The organism is Candidatus Villigracilis proximus (assembly GCF_016717045.1).
GTDB classification, from domain to species: Bacteria; Chloroflexota; Anaerolineae; order Anaerolineales; family Villigracilaceae; genus Villigracilis; species Villigracilis proximus.
Map to the genome: position 1 here is coordinate 134,644 of NZ_JADJUO010000004.1, position 21,993 is coordinate 156,636.

Here is a 21,993-nt window from a genome sequence, read left to right on the forward strand (position 1 = left end):
CACAGAGTTATTTGATTTAGTCTGCGTTGAGAACTTTGACGGTGATGTTTTGCGTTTGGTTGAATATTCCATCTGAGACCTGAATTACAACCTCGTAGGTATTATCCAGATTGAAATCAGCCGGGACTTCAAAATCTAGCGCGGTTATGAAGGAAAACGCACCCGTGGCGCTGACAATGGAAAACTTAGCCGAGTCCGCGCCGCCGATGATTGAGTAGGTCAAAGGCTGGGCAGGACGGTCAGAGTCGACCGCTGTGATTGCGGCGATTGCGTTGATATTTTCAGGGATTGAAAAAATATTTGGTGATGTGATCACAGGGTTATTGTCATTGACCGGGATCATGCTAATGATAATATTTTGTGTGACGTGCAGCAATCCATCGGATGCCTGAATTGTGATGTTGTACGTATTGTCGGCTCCGCTGTCATTTGGTGTTTCATAATCTTTGGCTGTGATAAAAGCTAAAACACCTGTGGATGTATTGAGAGTAAAGAGAGCCGGATCCGTTCCGCCGACGATGGAATATGTCAGCGTTTGAGCGGGCAGGTCAGCGTCTCGGGCAGTGACCGTGGTAACGGTGGATGTGTTTTCAGGTATTGAGAAATTTCCTGTGGAAAACATGGTTGGGGAATTGTCATTGACCGCCGTGATCGTTACGGTGATATCTTGAGTTACGGTCAGTGTTCCATCCGATACTTGCATGATCAGATTGTAGATATTGTCCATGCCGGCATCGGCGGGGATTTCGTAATCAGGCGCGGTGATGAACGTCAACTCGCCTGTGAGTGAGTTGACGTTGAAGAGCGCCGAATCTGAACCGCCGACAATTGAATAGGTCAGAGACTGATTTGGAAAATCTGCATCTGTTGCTGTAACCGTGGTTACGACCAGATTATTTTCTGGAATTGAGAAATTCCCAACGGATGTCATCACGGGGTTGTTGTCATTTACGCCGTTGACGGTGACGATAACATCCTGCGTACTGACCAGTTCTCCATCTGAAGCCTGCACTGTGACATTGTAAATATTGTCAATTCCCGCATCGGTCGGAATTTCAAAGTCTGGCAGTGTTGTGAATGTTAATTCACCGGTGGAAGAATTGACATTGAAGAGTGAAGAATCCGCACCGCCCGATATTGAGTAGATCAAAGGTTGTGTTGGAATATCTGCATCGGCAGCAGTGATGGTGGTAATGACAAGTGGAATTTTCCGAAATTGAGACAGCGCTGTTTGATGTGATAATCGGAGGATTGTCGTTAACGGGAGTGATCGTGAGCATGACTTCTTGTGTTACTGCATAGCCGCCATCGGAAGCTTGTACCGTTACATTGTATGTATTATCCAAACCGGCATCTGTTGGGGTTTCATAATTCGGCGCAGTGATAAAAATCAAATCGCCTGTAAATGGATTGATCGTGAAGAGCTGAGAATCTGCGCCGCCTGTGATCGAGTAGGTTAGCGTTTGAGCCGGTAAATCTTCATCTGTGGCGGTGATTATTACCGCTGCGCTGTTATTCTCCGGGACTGAAATCGCATTGTTTGATGTAATGACCGGGCTATGAAGATTTACTGCCGGCGCAACAGGATTGGCTGTTCTTAAGTCTGGTATGTGAAAAGTCCATATGATGCCGTAATTTTCCATGCCGCCATAGGCTGTCATACCATACAGAACGCCGTCCAGTAGAAGCGGTGTTCGCATGGGAGTTGCTCCGGCGATCCCGCCGCTGAATTCATATAATTTCTGGAACCCTGCTCCATCAATATACATTTGATAGAGAATTCCATACTCTTTTCCGCCCCAGGCATCATCGCCATGAGTTGTGCCGTAAAGTGTCCATCCATCCAGTGACAGCACCACGCCTCCATTTGGTTTGCCGCTGTCGTTAATTCCACCCGCGAATTTATGCAGAACGGTGTGTGTTTTGCTTGCAAGGTCATATTTAAATACTGTACCGAGATCAGATGGATTGTTTCCATACTCTCCCAACGTTGTGCCATAGAGTGTATGGTTTCCGTCGAATACAAGTGTGTCGTAGGGATATTTTCCCTGTGTGCCACCAGCAAAATGATGCAGGGTTTCAAATGCCGAGCCATCGGGTTTAATACGGAACAATGTACCCATGTTATTTTTCCCGCCCAGCCAGGTCAGCCCATATAGGTAGCCGTCATTGGCCGCCGTCAATGTTCCAAGTGGAGCGTTACCGTCGCTGCTGTTCGCTGCAAAACGATACAGTTGTGTGTATACTTCTGTTGAGGTGTTGTAACTATACACAGTACCTGTGCCGTTTCCGCCCCAGCGGGTGAGTCCGTATAGGGTGTCGTCAACAAGTATCGGCGAGGTTGATCCGCCAAATCCATCGCCTGGTTCACCAAAAGCGTGCAGTACACGGAATCCACTTCCATTGATGTTCATTTCATAGATCACGCCGCCGCCTTCGCCGCGCGGACCGCCATAGACCGTGCTGCCAAAGATCATATCGTTGGCAATTGCAAGTCCACTCCAGGGTTTCCAGCCATCATTTGTGCCGCCAGTGAATTCGTGTAAAACTGTGAAGTCTGTACCGTCCCTTTTTACGCGAAATACATTCCCTTTGTTGGCTGGGTTGGTCGGCGGCACATTGTAGGGTGGCCCGCCGTAAGTTGTTGTGCCATATAGAAAATCATTGTATAGCAAGAGCGTGCCGTACGGGATGCGTCCATTATTCTGCTGACCGCCAAATTCATGCAGGAATGTAATTCCGCTTGTATTATTGGGATTTAAGATCCTGACGCTGATTTCCTGTTGATCGTTTAGCGCGCCATCGGATGCCTGAACAGTGACATGGTACGTATTATCCACGCTCGCATCATCGAAGATGTAACTTGGCGCAGTCACGAAAGACAGTTTCCCATCTAAGGGATTTGGCTGAACAGTGCCGCATTTGTTCCACCGATGATTGAGTAGGTGAGTGTTTGCAGGTCGGCATCGCTTGCGGTGATAACGGTTACTTCTGTCGATTTTTCAGGCAGACTGATATTTGCATTTGATGTGATTTCAGGCGCATACTCGTTGACGTTCGTTACTGTCACGGCAATATCCTGTGATGCCATAAGGCTTCCATCAGATGCCTGCACGGTCACATGATAGATCGTGCCCAAAGATAGCGCTTCGTAATCAGGCGCGGTAACAAGGGTTAATAATCCAGTATCAGTGGTGATGGAAAATAATGCCGAGTCTTGTCCGCCTAAAATTGAATAGGTGACTGCTTCTGCGTCGGTTGCAATTACAGTTGTAACTGCTGTTGAATTTTCTGCGATATTAATACCGGCTGCCGCTTGCCCGCCATTGGAAATGATGACCGGCGGCTGATTGCCGGAATTTGTCCCGTCGGAATTGCTGGAATAGGTGACGATCAACTGCGGCTGGTCGGATGATGCGGCACTGCCGGAGAAGAATTTAATGTAATCGGCTCCCATATCATCATTGTCATCTTTGCTGAATAGCAAACGTATCTGAGTGATGCCATACTTGTTGATAAATGCCAGATTCGTATTGCTTAAGCTGGCTGTGTACCAGTTGAGCGGAGATTCAGAGAATTTTTCCTGGCTTGATCCGATGTTGGCGATTGCAGAAAAATCCTCCACTTTTAAGATAACGTTATTACTGAAAGTGCCGGTGCGGATATCCATTAATAGATTGCCATGTGTTTTGAAGGCGCTGGTTCCGACAAACCCCTGCCTTTTAATTTTTACCTGCGCTGAAGTGATGAGTGCATCGTCTGGAATAGAAATCGTATTAAAGGAAAGGATTCCGCGATACTGCCGGTCTTTACTATCATCTCCCAAATTGATGATGCTGGCTGTTTTATCCAGAATGCCGCCTTTATTGGTTTTCTCGCCAGATTCGAGGATCCAGCCGTCGTAAGCATCAGCAGATTTGAATGTATCTGAGGTTTGTGTAACACTGGATGTGCCTGCTTCATAACGCGCCATAATGGCATTCTCACCGCTGGTTCCCACAATAATCACCTTGTTATCGGGTTGCAGTGCAATTCCCGTTGCTGTATCGTCGCTGCTGCCAAAATCAGTGATCACTTTTCCATTCGCGCCAAATGTGGTGTCCAGCGAGCCGTCACGGTTATAACGGACGAGCAGGAAGTCGCTTGAATATAGACCGGAAGTCTTTCCCTCGATAATAATTTTTCCATCTGATTGAATGACCAAATCGTCAGCCTGCTCCTCGCCGCCAAAATCCGTGGTCATGATTCCTGTCCCGCCGAAGGAAGTATCCAGTGTGCCGTTTGAGTTACAGCGGACAAGCGCCACATTTCCATCTTTGGCTGCCAGCACGATGATTTTGCCATCTGTCTGTACTGTCATGTTGTAGCTTTGAAAATTAGTAAAGGCAAAGGTGGCAGTTCCTTTTCCATTTGTCCCAAAAGTGGATGTGTCGAGCGAGCCATCTTGATTAATACGTGCCATGGAAAGTTGGTTCTTTCCATCGTTATCCATCATATTCCCCAATATGATAATTTTTCCGTCAGACTGGATGAAGCCTGCCTTACCGTAGTTGTACCGATTATTGGGGAAGTAGGTATCGTCGATGATATTAAACCCGTTTGCCACAAAGGTTTCGTCTGGTGTGCCGTTGCTATTAAATCGGGCAATAAATAGATCGGTGAAATTGGATTGTCCAAGTGTATGATCCCCAACCATCACGATTTTGCCGTCGAATTGGATCATCATATCAGCGAGGGATTGACGTGCCTCACTGAAAAAGCGAACATTTCCCATTCCGTTCGTGCCAAATGTCGTATCTTGTGTGCCGTTACTGTTGTAACGGACAACCGCAAATTTTCCCCCGCTTAATCCGCCGACGATCAGTTTTCCATCCGGCAGGAGCGCTATCTTTGATCCTGAAAATGATGCGATTTCAATTAGGATTTTTCCGTTGTCGCTAAAGAGCGTATCCAATGTGCCGTTGCTGTTATAACGCGCAATGATCTTCTTAAATTGACCATCACTTAATTTAATAGTCCCCAATATTATGATCTTGCCGTCAGTTTGCAGGAGAACTTCATTGGTAGAACTGGGCAGATTATTGAATTGGGTGGTGACAATGCCGTTTGTGCCGAAGGTTGAATCCAGTGTTCCGGATGCGGCGAGTGCGCTTGTCGCGGTTAGCAGTATTGTGATGACAATGGCTGTCAGCAATATACGGGTATTTCTTTTAAAGGACAAACTTGCGTTCATGGTATTTTGCCTCATAAAATATGACAATATTTCATATATATTGTAGAGGTTTGGAATGCCTTATACAAGTTGCACTTTCATAATTGTTTTGAATTCTTAAACAAAGAAGATGTCATTTGTCGCATAATCATTTTTTGGATGTGCGGCATACAACAGAGAACAATTGCGAATGTGTTATTTGAATAGGACAAATGTGGGATGTTAATAGACGCGTCCTGCAAAGTAAATGCAAGGTTAAATAAACGATATTCCTTGCCTCTTCATCCGCCGGTATTGTATATTTGTTTTATCAATTCAATCTTGATAAAACAAATATACAGGAGAATAAAATGAACTACCGTTTGATGTTTACTATCAATGCTGTTGCCCTCGCGATATTTGGTGCGTTGCTAATCTTAATGCCCGTCTTTGTCCTCAATCAATTTGGGTCTGAGGTGTATGTCTCAACCACCTTTGTGACACGATTTGTGGGCGGAGCCTTGCTTATGGGCGGTTTACTGCTTTGGTTTTTGAGGGATAACCCCGCAAAGATCCAGAAGAATACAGCATTTGTTTTACTGGCTTCTTCGATTGGCGGATTTGTCATGAGCATTATTGGCATGACCTCGGTCAATATGTTTCGTGCAAATGGATGGGTGTTACTTGTGATCTTTGGTCTTTTTTCCCTGGTGTATGGATATATGCTGTTTCTACAGCCCAAACCATCTGAATCAAAGTCACGCAGCCCGCGCAAGTCTAAGGATGTTCCGTCCACGAATAGCGGGTAGTCTTTTTAGATATAGTTGATTAAGCATAAAAGAGCCGGAACATTAAGTCCCGGCTTTTTGGCGGCCTGTCCTGGATTTTTCCTACTGGAAAATTTGGAGGTTGCACTGCGTTAATTAACGTAAGTTGCCTTGAGATCAATTGCTCTGAAAAACCTTTTTGCGCGAATTGCACAGATTTTCCGAATTGGAAAAAGTCTGACAAATTAGTGGGCAAGGGTTTGGGATTTCTTGATATGGTGGCAGCTTAGATTAATTATGCACATGCCTGCTGAATGATTTCTCTAACACCTTATGATATGTTACGATATACGAAATGAAATCAGGAAAACTTTTATACTTTTTGATAGCAATCACCTTGACTTTTGCCTGTGCGATGGGAGACCTTTCTACCGGTTATTTCATCGGTACGCCAACTGCAAAAATGACTGATTTTCCAGATGATACACTGCTGTCAACACACACGCCAACTCCGACTCCTGCTGTTTTATTTTCCACTCCCGAGGCATTGCCCTTCCCGGCCTGGGTCACGGATTTTCCGACCCAACCCTTAGCGCATTGGATGGGCGCCGCCCTGATTTTCATGACGAATTCACGAGGTCTAAATCGAGGTTGGTTTTATTTTATTCCGGGCAGCCGCAGAGGACCTTTTTATGCACATCTACAAGAGGGGACTTTAATTATGCAGCTTCCTGCGGAAAACGAAAATAAAGATTATTGGGTGTATAACCCAAAATTGATCCGCAAAAATTTTGTCTTGAACTTTGATTTTCAATTTGAAGAAACCCAGCCCGAAGACACTGTGCGCGTTCAATTTGACCAGACTATTGATCGGAGTGTGGCTCTTGACCTATCCAAGAATCAAACCTGGGCTTTGCATTGGGGATCTCGTGATAATTGGCAATCTCAAACAGGAACATTTGACTATTTAGCTCCCGAACGTATAACCATTCTGATTGTTATGCATGGGGAGCAATGCGCTGTGTACCTCAATGATGATCCTCTTACTTATTTGGATAATTGTAGAACCGACGCAACGGTCCGCTCATCGCCCTGGGCTGTAACATTTCACATACTTGCAGACCCAGGACACATTGCCGCAGCGTCAATCGACAATCTGAGGCTGTGGGACTTGGATAAAATCCCCAACCTTGCAGCACCTCAATAGAAATGGCCGGTTTAGAGAATTGAGGCTTTTTCTTTTGTTGTATAATTTGCCGATTGGGAGACCCAGCCATGAAACCACTCAAAATTTTTCTCTGTCACTCCTCAGGCGATAAAGCGGAAGTAAAGAATATATACAACCTCCTTGTTGAACGCGGAGCAGACCCCTGGCTCGATGCCGAAAAGATCCTCCCCGGTCAGGATTGGAACTTTGAGATCAACAAAGCCCTGGATACTTCAGATATCATCCTGCTCTGTCTCTCAAAGAAATCAGTGGACAAGGGAGGATATGTCCAAAAGGAAATCCGTCTCGCGCTTGACCGGGCGCTTGAGATGCCCGAGGGACGCATTTTCCTGATCCCCGTCCGCCTTGAAGAATGCGAAATGCCCTACAGAATACGAACCTATCAATGGGTTGACGCCTTCACTGCTGACGGCATGAAAAAATTAATGCAAAGCCTTAATCTGCGCGCAGGTCAGGTCAATGCCCAGCCGATTTCTGTGGATGGCTCTGCCCCTGCCATTCAAAAAACCGCCGCCCCGAAGAAACCAGCGGCGCCTAAAAAGAAACCAGCTTCCAACACCACGATCCATATCCATGGTGATATGAACGGCTCCAACATCATAGTCGGCAACGACAATGATGTAGACAATCACTAAAACAAAAGGCCGCTGGGATTAAAAATCCCAGCGGCCTTTCACTTATTACTTATTTACACATTCCTATTATTTCTTTCCTTCCTTCTCTGCCACTGTCAAGGCTTCCTCAAAAATTCTCAAGCCTTCATCCATCTCAGATTTGCTCATCGAAAGGGGAGGAGCAATGCGGATCACACTCTTCCCGCAGGAAAGCATCAGCAAACCGCGCTCATATCCAAGGTCCACGACACGTTCGGTGAGATGATGCGCAGGGTCTTTTGTCTCCTGATCGCGTACGAATTCCACGCCGATCATTAATCCCTTACCGCGTACATCTCCAATGCTTGGGTGGCGAGACTTCATCTCTTCCAGTGCTTCCATCGCATACGCGCCGACTTCCGCCGCGTTCTGCATATATCCATTTTCAATTAAGTCTATCGTTGCCAATGAAGCAGCGCACGAAATGGGATTCCCGCCATAAGTATTACCATGCGTGCCGATCTCCCAATCCATAACGGATTTACGCGCAATGCACGCACCGAGCGGCATACCTGAAGCAATACCCTTCGCAGATGTGATCATATCGGGTTCAACGCCGAAATGTTCAATGGCCCACCATTTACCGGTGCGTCCCATACCGCATTGCACTTCATCCAAAATCATCAAAATGCCATGCTTGTCGCACAACTTGCGCAGTGCAGGATAAAACCCATCCGGCGGGACAATATATCCGCCTTCGCCCTGGATCGTTTCAACCAAAATACCAGCCACATCTTTAGGCGGCAGGATCTGGTGCAAAATCTCATCTTCGATATAACGTACAACTGCTTCACCGTAATCTTCACCTTTGCGGCGTTCCAACACTGGTCGGTATGGATTCGGGAACGGTGCGTGAGTCACACCGTTCATCAGCGGATAAAATCCGCCGTGATATTTGGCTTTGCTGGCGGTAAAGGTCACAGCACCCATGGTGCGTCCGTGGAACGCTCCCGTGAAGCCAATGAAGTTCGTGCGCTTGGTGTGATAGCGCGCAAGTTTGATCGCCGTCTCAACCGCCTCTGTCCCGGAGTTGGTCATGAAGGTTAATGCATCTTCCTTGAACGGCGCGATCTCATCCAGTTTTTCGCCCAGCTTGATCCAGTTCTCATGGATAAAAATCTGAAGAAATATGAATGAACTTTTCAGCCTGTTCCTGAATCGCTTTCACAACTTTCGGGTGTGAATATCCGGTTGAGACCACAGCAATGCCGCCCATAAAATCCAAAAAGCGGTTGCCATCCACATCCCATACTTCGCTGCCTTTCCATGATCCATCACAAATGGATAGCCGCGCGGGTATGAAGGCGAGATCACCTTTCCATCCCGCTCGATCATTGCCTTGGCTTTTGGTCCTGGTAAATTAGGTATTATCATATCTGCTCCTTGTAGTAAAACATTTAATCTTTAACGAATCAACGAGGAAAGATCAACGATCTCTTCCCTCGTTCCTCGTGTCCTTACTTAGGTATTAACTTATGAGTCCAATTTCAACTCGGCCAGCGCGCGCGCGCCAAGTAATCCTGAATCATCTCCCAATTCCGCTCTCGTGATTACCAACCCTTCCAAATAACGCGGATGAATAACACGTTCCTTTAAACTTTCATTGAAAGTATCAAATAACAACGGCCCGCTTTGCGAAACGCCGCCGCCAAAAATAACAATGGATGGATCGAACACATGCAGGAAATTTGCCACGCCAATCCCCAAATATTTTCCCGCAACCTGATACGCTTCAATGGATAACGCATCACCTTGTTTCGCTGCTTCAGATATATCGTGCGCCGAATTCTTCTTTTCTGGATTAAGAACCGATTCACGCCCCGCCCGAAGCTGCTCAGCCACGAAACGCTCGATCCCAGTTCCTGAGGAGTACGACTCGAGATGCCCGTATTGACCACACCCGCAAAGCGGACCATTCTCCGCCTGTATAGTGGTGTGACCAAGTTCAGCGGCCAGGCCATGATATCCCTGCAAAAGACGGTCTTTGATGATTACGCCACCGCCCACACCAGTACTGACGGTTAGATACAAAACATCATGATGTCCGCGTCCCGCGCCAAATTTCCACTCGGCAAGCCCGGCCAGATTTGCATCGTTATCCAAAAAGGCGGGAACGCCAAAATGCCCGGTTAATTTTGCAGTAATCGGGAAATCACGCCATTCTTTGATGTTTGGAGTGAGCATAATAATGCCCGAATGTGGATCAACCGGCCCCGGAATGGAAACCCCGATCGCGTCCACTTTGCCTGTTTTCGGCCAAATATCTTCGATTAATTTGACCAAACGGCCGAACGTGTCCGGTTCACTTGCCTTGGTTTTGACACGTTTATGAGCAATGGCCTCACGCTGGTCCTGAATATAAGCAGCGGCCCGTAGTTGCGTTCCGCCTATGTCAATTGAAACGATTGTACGCATGAGCACAATTATACCGTATGCCATTTCACCTCGCCAAGGCCGTCCTCTCCATGTCTTTCCAAGGTCAGAAAAATCTTAACGCAAATTCAGAAAAAATCTAAATTCGCAAACTTCTCTTCGAAAAGTTCAAGCACCCGCAATAAGAATCAGCGACCTTGGAAAAGCCATGCCGTTCTCTTGAAACCGAGCGACATAAGCATTTTCAAACATGGAGTGGAAATTTTATTTGACTCATCCTCTCAACCCTGCTATCATCTTTTTTATGCAGAGTAATTTTCTTATGCGTATCTGGCAAACCCTGCGCGATATCCCACGCTGGTTTCGTCCGGGCTTGGGGATCAGGCGCTGGTTTTTCTTCGTGATGTTCGGCGTTACATTATTGGGGCTTGGCTTTGCCGTTATTCTTATTGACTTATATCGTACAGATTCGTCCAACCCTGTTTTGCTTATCCTCCTTTCGTATGCATCTTTAAGGTTTATCCCTCGCGTCTGGCGCGCCCTCCTCTTTGGCGGATTAGGTATTGGCATCATCATCTATGGTATCTTGCAGCTAAACCGTTCATTGCTTAAACCGTTTATCCGCCCCGGCTCTGATGTATTTGATCAGCTTGCAGAGTTTCGCCGCCGTGAGCGTGGACCTCGCATCGTTGCCATCGGCGGCGGGCATGGACTCTCCACCCTTTTGCGCGGATTAAAAACGCACACCGGCAATCTCACAGCAGTTGTCACTGTTGCCGATGACGGCGGCTCATCCGGGCGATTGCGTGAAAGTTTTGGTATTCTTCCTCCGGGTGATATTCGCAATTGTCTTGCGGCTTTATCCAATGATGAAGCCATGCTCACGCAACTCTTTCAATATCGCTTTAGCGGTTCTCCCGACCTTGACGGTCATTCGTTTGGAAATTTATTCATCACTGCCTTGGCAGACATCACCGGAAGTTTTGAAGCAGCAGTCGTCGAATCGGGTCGTGTGCTTTCAGTGAACGGACGTGTACTGCCTTCCACATTGCATGATGTTAAGTTGGTTGCCAGCATGGAATTGCCGCACTCAAATAATGAAGTCCGCGTGGAAGGGGAGAGCAAGATTCCCGAAATGGCTGGTCGTGTCCGCCGCGTTTGGCTTGAACCGGATAATGCATCCGCGTTTCCACCTGTGATAAAAGCCATTCTGAACGCAGATGTGATCGTGGTCGGGCCGGGAAGTTTGTACACAAGTCTGTTACCTAATTTGCTGGTACACGATCTGCTCTCCGCCATGCACGCCAGCCGTGCGATTAAGATCTATGTCTGTAATATTGCCACACAATCAGGCGAAACAGACGCATTTACCTGTTATGACCATGTCCGCGCTTTGGAAGGCCACGTAGGTGAAGACCTGTTTGATGTTATTTTGTGCAACGATAATTACGAAGGCGTTATAGACAAGGCGTCTACCTGGGTACGCGCGGATGAAAAAACTCTATCAGACTCGCGTTCATACTGTACAGACCTTGTAGATGATGGACATCCCTGGCGGCATGACTCACAAAAACTGGCCCAGGTTATTTTGGATATATTTTTTGAACGAACAGGCCCTTTAGGCGATCGAACGATCTAAAGAATACAAATTGATAAAGTCTGAAAAACATGAGCAAAATGGTTTTTTATCAGCGTTTTCAGCGTTCATCTGCGTCCCATTTTAAAACTATCGGGCTACTAGATGTTCTCAAAACATAATTTGTTGCTCGGCATATTCAATTGGATCTTTTCTGTCAGTACAAAATAAAAACTCTCCCCAAAATTTCGATTTAATTTTTCTTGAAAAATCCTCTTGACTACAGCTAACATTTTTGATATTGTGTTATCGATAACATGTTATCGATAACATAATATTCTTATTTAGGATAATCAGTTGATTCAGCCAGACAGAAGGAAACGTATCACTATAAAAGATGTGGCGCAGGCTTTGGGTGGGAGGTCAACGCAACAGTTTCACGCGTGATGAATAAAGTTTCTTACGTTTCCGAGGGGACTCGCCTGCGGGTGGAGACGGTGGTGGAGAATTTAGGTTATCGTCCAAGCGCCCTTGCGCGTAGTCTTATACAGCAGCGCAGTTATACTTTAGGTGTAGTTACCTTTGGTTTGAAGTATATTGGGCCATCTCGCACTTTGAATGGTGTAGCTGATAAGGCAGATGAACTTGGGTATATGCTTTTGATGAAGGAATTGGACAATTTCATTCAAACAGAATTGATGATGTCATTGATTCGTTGCTTGCCCGACAGGTAGACGGGATATTGTGGGTGGCGCCGGAGATTGGCGACAATCACAGTTGGGTTGAGGAACGTATGGAAAAAACCCCCGTCCCCGTATTGTTTCTTGCCATGCGGCCACGTGACGGTATTCCCAGTGTTGCAACAGATAATTTTAAGGGGGCAGTGATGGCAATTCAACATTTATTGGATTGCGGACGAAAAAAAATTGGCCATATCTCAGGTCCGTTAAATTGGTGGGAGGCAGACGAGCGTAAACGCGGCTGGCGAGAGACACTTCAATCAGCAGGTTTTGATGCTTCAGAGCAGCACTGCACTGAGGGGAATTGGTCATCCGCCAGTGGAGAGCAGGCGTTTATTCAGTTGCTAGAGTTATTTCCAGACATGGATGCGGTTTTTGTTGCCAATGACCAGATGTCCCTGAGTGTGTTGCGTGAAGCTTCCCGTCGAGGAATCTGTGTGCCTGAGCAATTAGCAGTCATTGGCTTTGACAATATCCCAGAGTCGGCTTATTTCCATCCCTCCTTAACAACAATTTCACAGGATCTTCAGTTGCTGGGTGAGCAGGCAGTACAAAACATTGTGGAGATGATCCAGGCTCGACAGGGAAGTCAATCTGTTGTTCCACAAGCAGTATTTATACAGCCGTCTCTTGTAGTTCGTGAAAGTTCAAGGCTGGCTTAATTAATGTATCCATTCTGTGCTATTGCGCATTCTAAAAATGGAAATGGACTTAGAAGGAGGTGAGGCGAAAGGGGAGAAAATTGGTAAACAGGGAGCGTGCTTCGGTAGATTGGCGTCTGAAGTGCAAGCTTCCAGGCAGGACGATGTTGCTGGTGTTATTTTGTTTTGCCTAATTGATACGCCAACATAAAATTCTATATTTACTAATCAAGGAGAAGAAATGTCTAAGAAATTGTTTTACAACCTTCTGGCTGTTTTGATGTTGGCCAGTCTTGTACTTACGGCTTGTGGCGCTCCTGCTGCCACAGATGCTCCTGCTGGAGATGCCAAACTGGTCGGCATCTCCATGCCTACCAAGACCTCCACCCGCTGGATCTCTGACGGCGAAAGCATGGTCAAAGTTTTTGAAGATATGGGCTATGCAACCGATCTGCAATTTGCTGATGATGACATCCCCAATCAACTCGCTCAGATCGAAAACATGATCACCAAGGGTGCTGATGTTCTCGTGATCGCAGCCATTGATGGAACAACCCTCTCTGACGTTCTCCAACAAGCCAAGGATGCCGGCGTTCTCGTGATCGCTTATGACCGCCTTATCTCCAAAACAGCCAATGTTGACTATTACGCCACCTTCGATAATTTCGGCGTGGGCGTTATTATGGGAACACAGATCGAAACCGGTCTTGACCTGAAAAATGCTGCTGGCCCCTTCAATATCGAACTGTTCGGCGGCTCCCCAGACGACACCAATGCTTTCTATTTCTATGATGGCGCCATGTCTGTGTTGCAGCCCTATATTGACAGCGGCAAACTGGTTGTCCAGAGCGGACAAATGGGCATGGATAAAGTTGGTACATTGCGCTGGGATGGTATCGTTGCCCAGGCTCGTATGGACAATCTTTTGAGCGCCTATTACACCGATAAACGTGTGGATGCAGTTCTTTCTCCTTATGATGGTCTTAGCATTGGTATTCTCTCCTCCCTGAAAGGTGTTGGTTACGGCACAGCCGCTCAGCCCATGCCTGTTGTTACTGGTCAGGATGCAGAAGTTGCCTCTGTCAAGTCGATCATTGCCGGCGAACAATCCTACACCGTGTTCAAGGACACCCGCGAACTTGCCAAGCAGACCGCTGCGATGGTTGATGCGGCTTTGAAAGGCCAGGAAGTTCCGATCAATGACACCAAGACTTATGATAACGGCGTCAAAATTGTTCCTTCCTACTTGTTAATTCCTTTCAGCGTTGACATTACCAACTACGAAGAACTCTTGATCGGCAGCGGCTATATCACAGCCGACCAACTTAAGTAATTAGTATTTACGTCTGGTGTGTGAGGGCAATCATGCCCTCACACACCATCTTATTATTTTCGATTATTTACCATTTAACATTTATTTTGAAACTTGAAGAATTTGAATTAAAATAGCACTATTAAGTTTGCCATTTATTACCCCATATACAATAAGGACGAGAAAAAATGTCTGATGTCATTTTGGAAATGCGCAACATAACAAAGACTTTTCCAGGCGTGAAAGCGCTTGATAATGTAAGTTTTAGTGTGCGGCAGGGAGAGATTCATGCGTTGGTGGGCGAAAACGGCGCGGGAAAATCGACCCTGATGAAAGTTTTAAGCGGGGTGTATCCACATGGCTCATACAGCGGGGATATTTATTTTCAAGGCCAGGAATGCCGGTTTCGGGATATCACCGAATCTGAAGAAGTTGGGCTTGTCATTATTCATCAAGAACTTGCACTTATCCCATTTCTTTCCATTGCTGAAAACCTGTTTCTCGGCAATGAGCGCGCCAAAAACAGCATCATTGATTGGAATGAGTCCATCTCAAAGACCAAGGAGTTGTTGGATCGAGTTGGGTTGCATGAGTCGCCGAATACATTAATTACGAGTATGGGTGTCGGCAAACAGCAGTTGGTTGAAATTGCCAAGGCGTTGGCTAAAAAGGTCAAGCTTCTTATTTTAGATGAGCCGACAGCCTCACTAAATGAAAGTGATAGCGAGAAACTACTTCAATTGTTGCTGCAATTTAAGGAACATGGGATTTCATCCATCTTAATTCACATAAATTAAGTGAAGTTTCCAAGGTGGCAGATTCGATTACGATACTTCGCGATGGTGCCACAATCGAAACTTTGGATTGTCAGAAAGATAATATTACAGAAGACCGTATCATTCGCGGCATGGTAGGGCGTGATTTGACCCACCGTTTTCCTCCGCGTGATACAAAAATTGGGGAAACTATCTTTGAGGTGCGTGATTGGAACGTATATCATCCTCTTCATGAAGACCGTAAGGTTAGTACCAACGTAAATATCTCTGTTCGTAAAGGTGAAGTTGTTGGGATCGCGGGGTTAATGGGTGCGGGAAGAACTGAACTGGCGATGAGTATTTTTGGACACGCTTATGGTACGCGTATTAGCGGAACAGCTTATAAGCATGGAGAGGAAGTTGACATTAGCACCATTGATAAAGCCATTGCCAATGGCATCGCCTATGCAACTGAAGACCGTAAAGCATATGGTCTGATCCTGATCGAAGAAATTAAAAACAATATTACCCTGACAAATTTAAAGGAAATTTCAGATGGCGGTATCGTAAATGAGCCAAAGGAAATGACCGTCACCAGTGAGTATCGTGATAAGTTAAATATTAAATGCTCCAGCATTTTACAGCTGGCGGTAAATCTTTCCGGTGGTAATCAACAAAAAGTTGTGCTTAGTAAATGGCTGTTTGCAGGCCCTGAGATTTTGATATTGGATGAGCCTACACGCGGCATTGACGTTGGTGCGAAGTATGAGATTTACACCATTATTAATCGTCTGGCCAGTGAAGGGAAGGGCATCATTTCGATTTCATCAGAATTGCCGGAAATTTTGGGGGTTTGTGATCGTATTTACATCATGCGTGAAGGCAGGATTGTAGGTGAACTTCCGGCGAGTGAGGCATCCCAGGAAATAGTAATGAAATATATTATGACACAACAAGAGGTAGTGTAAATATGAAGACTCTGACAACTCTTTTCAAAAGCAATGTCCGTGAATATGGCATGTTGATCGCGCTTATCGTGATCATGATATTTTTTCAATATCAAACAGATGGCATTCTGATGAAGCCGGTGAACATTACAAATCTTGTCCTGCAGAATAGCTATATTATTATTATGGCACTGGGAATGTTGTTGATCATTGTCGCAGGCTGGATTGACCTTTCTGTTGGCTCGGTCGCCGCTTTTGTTGGCGCAATCGCCGCCGTTTTGATGGTCAAGTATGATTTCAATTGGGGCGTGACCATTGTAATTTCCTTGTTGGTCGGTGCGCTGATCGGAGCATTCCAGGGATATTGGGTGGCGTATGTAAAAATTCCCGCCTTCATTGTTACCTTGGCAGGCATGTTGATCTTTCGTGGCTTAACGCTGGTTATGCTTCAAGGGGAGGCAGTTGGACCTTTTCCGACCCAGTTTCAGAAATTAAGCTCCGGGTTTATCCCCGACTTTTTTAACTACGAAGGCTTTCACGTTACCACCATCCTGATCGGGGTATTACTTTCGGTTTTATTAATAGTTATTGATATACGGGCAAGAAAAAATCAACAAAATATGGATTTGAAGTAACGCCTCTTTACTTTTTGCCGTAAAAAATATTTTCATTAATTTTGGCGGTCATGGGGCTGTGTTATTTGATGGCTTCCTATAAAGGTCTTCCCACTGTATTGGTTATCCTTTTTCTGCTCATTACATTTTATGCCTTTATCACCAGTCAGACAGTCCTTGGCCGCCGTATTTATGCCATGGGTGGTAATGAAAAGGCTGCCAGACTCTCCGGTGTGAATACGCCGCGTTTGTTGTTTTATACATTTGTTAACATGGGCGTTCTGGCCGCTTTGGCTGGGATGATCGTTACGGCTCGTTTGAATACGGCCACGCCAAAAGCAGGTGTTGGCTTTGAGTTGGATGTGATCGCGGCCTGTTTTATTGGAGGCGCATCGGCTACAGGCGGTATTGGTAAAGTGATCGGAGCGGTCGTCGGCGCGTTTCTCATCGGCGTGATGAACAACGGAATGTCACTTCTCGGCATCGGTATTGACTGGCAACAGGCGATCAAAGGTTTTGTGTTATTGCTCGCGGTTTTCTTTGATGTATATAACAAAAACAAGAATGTGTAATTATTTCAGGTATATCAAGTGTGTTACGCCTGAGTCCACTGCGAAAAATATTCAGTAACTTTTCTTAAAATTGGAAACAGAAGAGTGTCGAGATAGTTCTCAAGCGAATTAAGTTTTCGTCTGTATTTTGTTGGTAGGTGACAGACATCACGCACGCTGTTCTGACTGTCCGCTGGTTCTGGTTTCTATGAAATATCGGACATTCGATCATATTAAGGGATGTTGACATGGATGAGATGTTGAGGCAATTACTTCAGGAAGAACAGGAACTTCAGTTTGAAAATTTCAACGAAACGACAGCATGGAAGATCGGCAGTCAACTTGTTGAAAAGGCTTTGAATGGCGGGCTTACTGTGACCATTGATATCACTCGCGGAGACCATCAACTTTTTCACGCGAGTCTGCCCGGCACATCAGCCGATAATGACGAATGGATTAAACGAAAAGTCCGCCTTGTATATAGATTTGGACATAGCTCGTTTTATATGGGACAGCTGCTTAAAAGTAAAGGGAAAAACATAGAGGATGCATATTTGCTGTCTGAAAAAGAATATGCCCCGCATGGTGGCTGTTTTCCGGTCATTGTGAAAGGCACAGGTATGGTAGGTACCATCACAGTCTCCGGACTTCCGCAGGAAGAAGACCATAAGTTGGTAGTTCAAGCCATTAGAGATTTTATAACTCAGGAGAAATAGCATGGGATTGAATCCGGTAATAAACATGTTGGGACGCAGACTCCGGCTGGCTGTGATCGGCGGAGGGTCGGGATCATTTATCGGTGCAATGCACAGGCAGGCAGCCCGCCTTGATGACCGTTTTGAAATCGTGACAGGTATTTTCTCCTCAAATCTTGAAAAATCAAAAAAAGATGCATTGGAATTAGGACTCGACCCCAATCGTCTTTATGCAAGCGTCAAAGAAATGCTGGATGGTGAAGCCGCTCGCAAAGATGGCGCAGATGTGATCGCCATCATGACTCCGAACGACAGTCATTTTGATTACGCCATGTGGGCATTGGAACGCGGATTTGATGTGATCTGCGACAAACCAATGACCAATACACTCGAAGAAGCCGAAACCTTGTACAAAAAAGTGCAGGAGACAGGCCTGATCTTCTGCCTCACTCATAATTACACGGCTACCCGATGGTGCGTCAGGCAAAAGCAATGGTCGCGGATGGGCAGCCCGGCACGGTCAGACTGATTCCAGGTGGAATATGTTCAGGCGGCAAAGCAGATGAAAGTAAGCCTGATCCGTCTTCATCGTGGCGATTCGATCCGGTTCGCGGCGGTCCATCTCTGGTGATGGTGATATTGGTTCGCACGCGCATAATTTAATCCGCTTTATCACGGGTCTTGAAATTGCAGAAGTTGCCGCTGAGATCGGCAACATTGTTCCTAACCGCGTCGTGCATGATTATGGCGGCGCGTTGCTGCGCTTTGAGAACGGTGCGCGCGGAAGTTACTGGGTGACGCAAGCTGCGGCGGGCGTGGAGAATTGTTTGCGCATTCGCGTGAGCGGCACAAAAGGCTCGCTCGAATGGATGCAGGAATTCCCACAGGCACTGACTTTCAAGCCGTTGGGCGCGCCATCACAAAATAGAACACCCAACGGACCTGGCACACTTCCACTATCAAAACATTCATCTCGCATTGTGGCCGGACATCCCGAAGGATTTCACGAAGGCTTTGCAAATATCTATTCAGATGCAGCAGAAGCGATTGCAGCAAGAAGGTCGGGGAAGACGCCCAATCCATTGGCGCTTTATTTCCCAAATTCATTCGACGGTTTGATGACTTTGAAGTTTGTCTTTAGCGCCATCGCATCTAGTAAAGCCAACGGACAATGGACGAAATGTTGATGAAGACCGACTGTAGACGGTGGACGGTTGTCCGTGGTCTATCGTCCACCGTCTACGGTCCATTGTCTGAATTCAAAAGCAGGCAACCATGACCAATACCATTTTAGTCACTGGTGCAACAGGCAAGGTGGGACAAGTCTTTGTTCGGCAATTGCTGGCAGACCCGAAATTTAACTCGTTCACGATTCGTGCGTTGTGTCATCAGCGCGAACTTGCACCACACGAAAGAATTCAAAATATACATGGCTCCATCGAACATCGTGAAGTTGTTGAAAAGGCGATGGACGGTGTGACTCACGTTCTGCATCTCGCAACTGTTAAAGAAACGCCCGAGCAAATTATGGATGTAGCTGTCAAAGGTTTGTTCTGGCTGCTCGAAGCCTGCCGTACCAGCAAGACCTTCAAGCAATTCATTATGGTCGGCGGCGATGCGGGTGTGGGGCATTTTGTTTATCCGCATCCGGTTCCTGTTACTGAAACTCAAAAACATTCTGCCTATCCTGGCTGTTACGCACTCTCCAAAGTTCTCGAAGAAGTCATGCTTGAGCAGTATTACATCCAGTACAACTTGAATGGATGCTGTTTGCGCGCGCCGTGGATCATGGAGAAGGATGATTTCAAATATCAACTTTCTTTCGGTGAGGATGTGTTCGGCGGTCCGCGCTGGCGTGATTTTGTGGATGAGAAAACTGCGGATGAATATGTGCGGACGCAGACCATCCCGGTCATGCTTAATCTGGAAGCTGCTCCTGTTAAAAGAAACTTTGTCCACGTTGACGATTTGGTCGGCGCGATCCTGGCTGCGATCGATCACCCTAAAGCACGTCAGCAATTATTCAACATTTGCATGGACGAGCCCGTCGATTACGGTGAGATGGGTAAGTGTTTAAACTCAACTCGCGGTTTTCCAACAGTGGAGATCAAAACTGACTTCCACTCAACGTGGCTCGATAACACCAAGGCAAAATTTTTACTCGGTTGGCGCCCCGAGTACAACTTACACAAATTGATTGACGCCGCCTTTGATTATGTACGCGCAGAGAATGACTCGCGCAAAGTTTGGTATCCCGGATAGAACAGACCACCGACGGTGAACGGTAGACATGGTCTATGGTCAATGGTCCATCGTCTAAATACAGGAGATGAATATGAATCAAAAGATATCCAAAAAGCAATTGAGAGCGGAAAGACCGTTCTTGGCATCGAGCTCGGTTCGACTCGCATCAAGGCTGTGCTGATTGGCGAAGATCATATGCCGCTTGCTTCAGGCAGCCATGAATGGGAGAATCAATACGAAAACGGCGTCTGGACATACAGCCTTGATGCTGTATGGAAAGGTTTGCAGGAAAGCTATCAAAATCTTAATAGAGATGTCTCTGAAAAATATGGAGTCACGCTCAAGACTGTCGGGTCCATCGGCTTTAGCGCCATGATGCACGGCTATATGGCTTTTGACAAAGATGGGAAACTGCTCGTCCCGTTTCCGTACATGGCGCAATACCATGACAGGGCAAGCCGCAGAAAAACTCACAGACCTGTTCCAATTTAATATTCCCCAACGTTGGAGCATTGCCCACCTGTATCAAGCACTCTTGAACAAGGAATCCCATGTAAAAGACATCAGCCACCAGACTACACTCGCTGGCTATGTCCATTGGAAGTTGACGGGGCAAAAAGTGTTGGGCATTGGCGAAGCATCAGGAATGTTTCCCATTGACAGCAAGATCAATAATTATGATGCGCGCATGATCGCGCTCTTCAACGAACAACTCAAAGCCGAAAACCTTCCGTGGAAGCTTGAAGATATTTTGCCCAAGGTTCTGGTCGCTGGAGATGCCGCAGGTGTTCTTACTGAAGAAGGCGCAAAACTACTCGATCCCAGCGGACAACTACAAGCGGGCGTTCCACTCTGTCCGCCTGAGGGAGATGCAGGTACGGGTATGGTAGCAACTAACAGTGTGGCAGAGCGAACCGGTAATGTATCCGCTGGGACATCTGTCTTCGCCATGATCGTTCTCGAAAAGGCGTTGTCGAAACTTTATCCAGAGATCGATATGGTGACGACTCCCACGGGCAAACCTGTAGCGATGGTACATGCTAATAATTGCACTTCCGATCTCAATGCATGGGTTGACCTGTTTAAGGAATTTACTGATGCGCTTGGTTTAGAGATAAGTGAATCCAAACTGTTTGAAATGCTGTTTAAAAAAGCTCTCGCAGGCGATATAGATGGCGGTGGATTGCTCGCATATAATTATTTTTCAGGCGAGTCCATTACGAACTTTGAAGAGGGTCGCCCCTTATTTGTCCGCACACCTGAAAGCCGCTTCACACTTGCAAATTTCATGCGCGTTCACTTGTTCTCAGCATTGGGTACGTTGAAGCTCGGCATGGACATCCTCTTTGAGCAGGAAAAAGTGAAGATCGATCAGCTTTTGGGTCATGGTGGTTTTTTCAAAACAAAGGATGTCGGTCAAAAGATGATGGCAGCGGCGATGAATGTCCCTGTTTCTGTGATGGAGACCGCAGGTGAAGGTGGTGCATGGGGTATTGCATTGCTGGCATCCTACATGCTTCATAAGACAGGGAGTCAACCTCTGGAAGCGTATCTCTCGGAAAAAGTCTTTGCAGGTGAAAAAGGCTCGACTATTGCACCCGACCAAAAAGATGTGGATGGTTTTGCTGCATTCATGGAAAGATACAAATCTGGGCTTGGTATTGAGCGAGCCGCAGTGGAAGGATTGAAGTGAAATAGGTAAACAG

General features: G+C 46.4%; 15 protein-coding genes and 5 pseudogenes. 14 read left to right on the top strand and 6 right to left on the bottom strand.

What is annotated here, in order from left to right; translation table 11 throughout:
- Positions 1-16 precede the first annotated feature (16 nt).
- From IPL71_RS04935 to IPL71_RS04945, 3 genes are read right to left on the bottom strand one after another with little or no spacing between them, the layout of a single operon-like run.
- Positions 17-1,150, bottom strand: coding sequence for a cadherin repeat domain-containing protein (locus IPL71_RS04935; protein WP_345319422.1), 1,134 nt, complete (start codon positions 1,148-1,150; stop codon positions 17-19).
- Positions 1,086-2,876, bottom strand: a complete 1,791-nt coding sequence (locus tag IPL71_RS04940; protein ID WP_345319424.1) for a choice-of-anchor tandem repeat GloVer-containing protein — start codon at positions 2,874-2,876, stop codon at positions 1,086-1,088. Before IPL71_RS04940 ends, IPL71_RS04935 begins: the two co-directional genes overlap by 65 nt.
- A gap of 17 nt (positions 2,877-2,893) precedes the next feature.
- Positions 2,894-5,233: a cadherin domain-containing protein gene (locus tag IPL71_RS04945; RefSeq protein ID WP_345319426.1), complete on the bottom strand. Its 2,340-nt coding sequence runs from the start codon at positions 5,231-5,233 to the stop codon at positions 2,894-2,896.
- A gap of 329 nt (positions 5,234-5,562) precedes the next feature.
- On the opposite strand from IPL71_RS04945, the gene IPL71_RS04950 reads away from it, so the two are divergent.
- From IPL71_RS04950 to IPL71_RS04960, 3 genes are all read left to right on the top strand, one after another.
- A complete protein-coding gene (locus IPL71_RS04950) occupies positions 5,563-6,000 on the top strand; it encodes a hypothetical protein (protein WP_345319427.1) in 438 nt (145 codons plus the stop codon).
- 313 nt (positions 6,001-6,313) lie between these two features.
- Positions 6,314-7,165 carry a hypothetical protein gene (locus tag IPL71_RS04955; RefSeq protein WP_345319428.1) on the top strand — a complete coding sequence of 284 codons (852 nt, stop codon included), beginning with the start codon at positions 6,314-6,316 and terminating at the stop codon, positions 7,163-7,165.
- 68 nt (positions 7,166-7,233) lie between these two features.
- On the top strand, positions 7,234-7,821 hold the full coding sequence (locus IPL71_RS04960; RefSeq protein ID WP_345319430.1) for a toll/interleukin-1 receptor domain-containing protein: 588 nt from the start codon (positions 7,234-7,236) through the stop codon (positions 7,819-7,821).
- A 66-nt stretch (positions 7,822-7,887) separates the two neighbouring features.
- On the opposite strand, the pseudogene IPL71_RS04965 reads toward IPL71_RS04960, so the two are convergent.
- The 3 genes and pseudogenes from IPL71_RS04965 to IPL71_RS04980 form a co-directional block, all read right to left on the bottom strand.
- A pseudogene (locus IPL71_RS04965) lies at positions 7,888-9,055 on the bottom strand (aminotransferase class III-fold pyridoxal phosphate-dependent enzyme).
- Positions 9,004-9,213, bottom strand: a complete 210-nt coding sequence (locus tag IPL71_RS04975; protein WP_345319941.1) for a hypothetical protein — start codon at positions 9,211-9,213, stop codon at positions 9,004-9,006. The pseudogene IPL71_RS04965 and the gene IPL71_RS04975 overlap by 52 nt, the downstream one beginning before the upstream one ends.
- 99 nt (positions 9,214-9,312) lie before the next feature.
- Positions 9,313-10,278 carry an ROK family protein gene (locus IPL71_RS04980; RefSeq protein ID WP_345319432.1) on the bottom strand — a complete coding sequence of 322 codons (966 nt, stop codon included), beginning with the start codon at positions 10,276-10,278 and terminating at the stop codon, positions 9,313-9,315.
- Between the two features lie 202 nt (positions 10,279-10,480).
- On the opposite strand from IPL71_RS04980, the gene IPL71_RS04985 reads away from it, so the two are divergent.
- The 11 genes and pseudogenes from IPL71_RS04985 to IPL71_RS05035 all read left to right on the top strand — a co-directional run bounded on the left by IPL71_RS04985 (position 10,481) and on the right by IPL71_RS05035 (position 21,980).
- Positions 10,481-11,851, top strand: coding sequence for a gluconeogenesis factor YvcK family protein (locus tag IPL71_RS04985; protein WP_345319434.1), 1,371 nt, complete (start codon positions 10,481-10,483; stop codon positions 11,849-11,851).
- 377 nt (positions 11,852-12,228) lie between these two features.
- Positions 12,229-12,522, top strand: a pseudogene (locus IPL71_RS04990) (LacI family DNA-binding transcriptional regulator); the annotation flags it as partial.
- Between the two features lie 14 nt (positions 12,523-12,536).
- Entirely contained in the window at positions 12,537-13,190 is a 654-nt protein-coding gene (locus IPL71_RS04995) for a substrate-binding domain-containing protein (RefSeq protein ID WP_345319435.1), read from the top strand.
- A 259-nt stretch (positions 13,191-13,449) separates the two neighbouring features.
- Positions 13,450-14,502: a multiple monosaccharide ABC transporter substrate-binding protein gene (gene chvE / locus IPL71_RS05000; protein ID WP_514130743.1), complete on the top strand. Its 1,053-nt coding sequence runs from the start codon at positions 13,450-13,452 to the stop codon at positions 14,500-14,502.
- 167 nt (positions 14,503-14,669) lie between these two features.
- Positions 14,670-16,204 (top strand): annotated as a pseudogene (gene mmsA / locus IPL71_RS05005) (multiple monosaccharide ABC transporter ATP-binding protein).
- Positions 16,205-16,206: 2 nt separating this feature from the next.
- A pseudogene (mmsB, locus tag IPL71_RS05010) lies at positions 16,207-17,369 on the top strand (multiple monosaccharide ABC transporter permease).
- Between the two features lie 227 nt (positions 17,370-17,596).
- Positions 17,597-18,064 (top strand): heme-degrading domain-containing protein, encoded by a 468-nt coding sequence (locus tag IPL71_RS05015; RefSeq protein WP_345319438.1) that lies wholly within the window; start codon positions 17,597-17,599, stop codon positions 18,062-18,064.
- A 1-nt stretch (position 18,065) separates the two neighbouring features.
- Positions 18,066-18,572 (top strand): Gfo/Idh/MocA family protein, encoded by a 507-nt coding sequence (locus IPL71_RS05020; protein ID WP_345319440.1) that lies wholly within the window; start codon positions 18,066-18,068, stop codon positions 18,570-18,572.
- Between the two features lie 61 nt (positions 18,573-18,633).
- Positions 18,634-19,230, top strand: coding sequence for a Gfo/Idh/MocA family protein (locus IPL71_RS05025; protein WP_345319442.1), 597 nt, complete (start codon positions 18,634-18,636; stop codon positions 19,228-19,230).
- Between the two features lie 88 nt (positions 19,231-19,318).
- Positions 19,319-20,305 carry an NAD-dependent epimerase/dehydratase family protein gene (locus IPL71_RS05030; protein WP_345319444.1) on the top strand — a complete coding sequence of 329 codons (987 nt, stop codon included), beginning with the start codon at positions 19,319-19,321 and terminating at the stop codon, positions 20,303-20,305.
- 42 nt (positions 20,306-20,347) lie between these two features.
- Positions 20,348-21,980 (top strand): annotated as a pseudogene (locus IPL71_RS05035) (xylulokinase).
- The last annotated feature ends 13 nt before the right edge of the window (positions 21,981-21,993 follow it).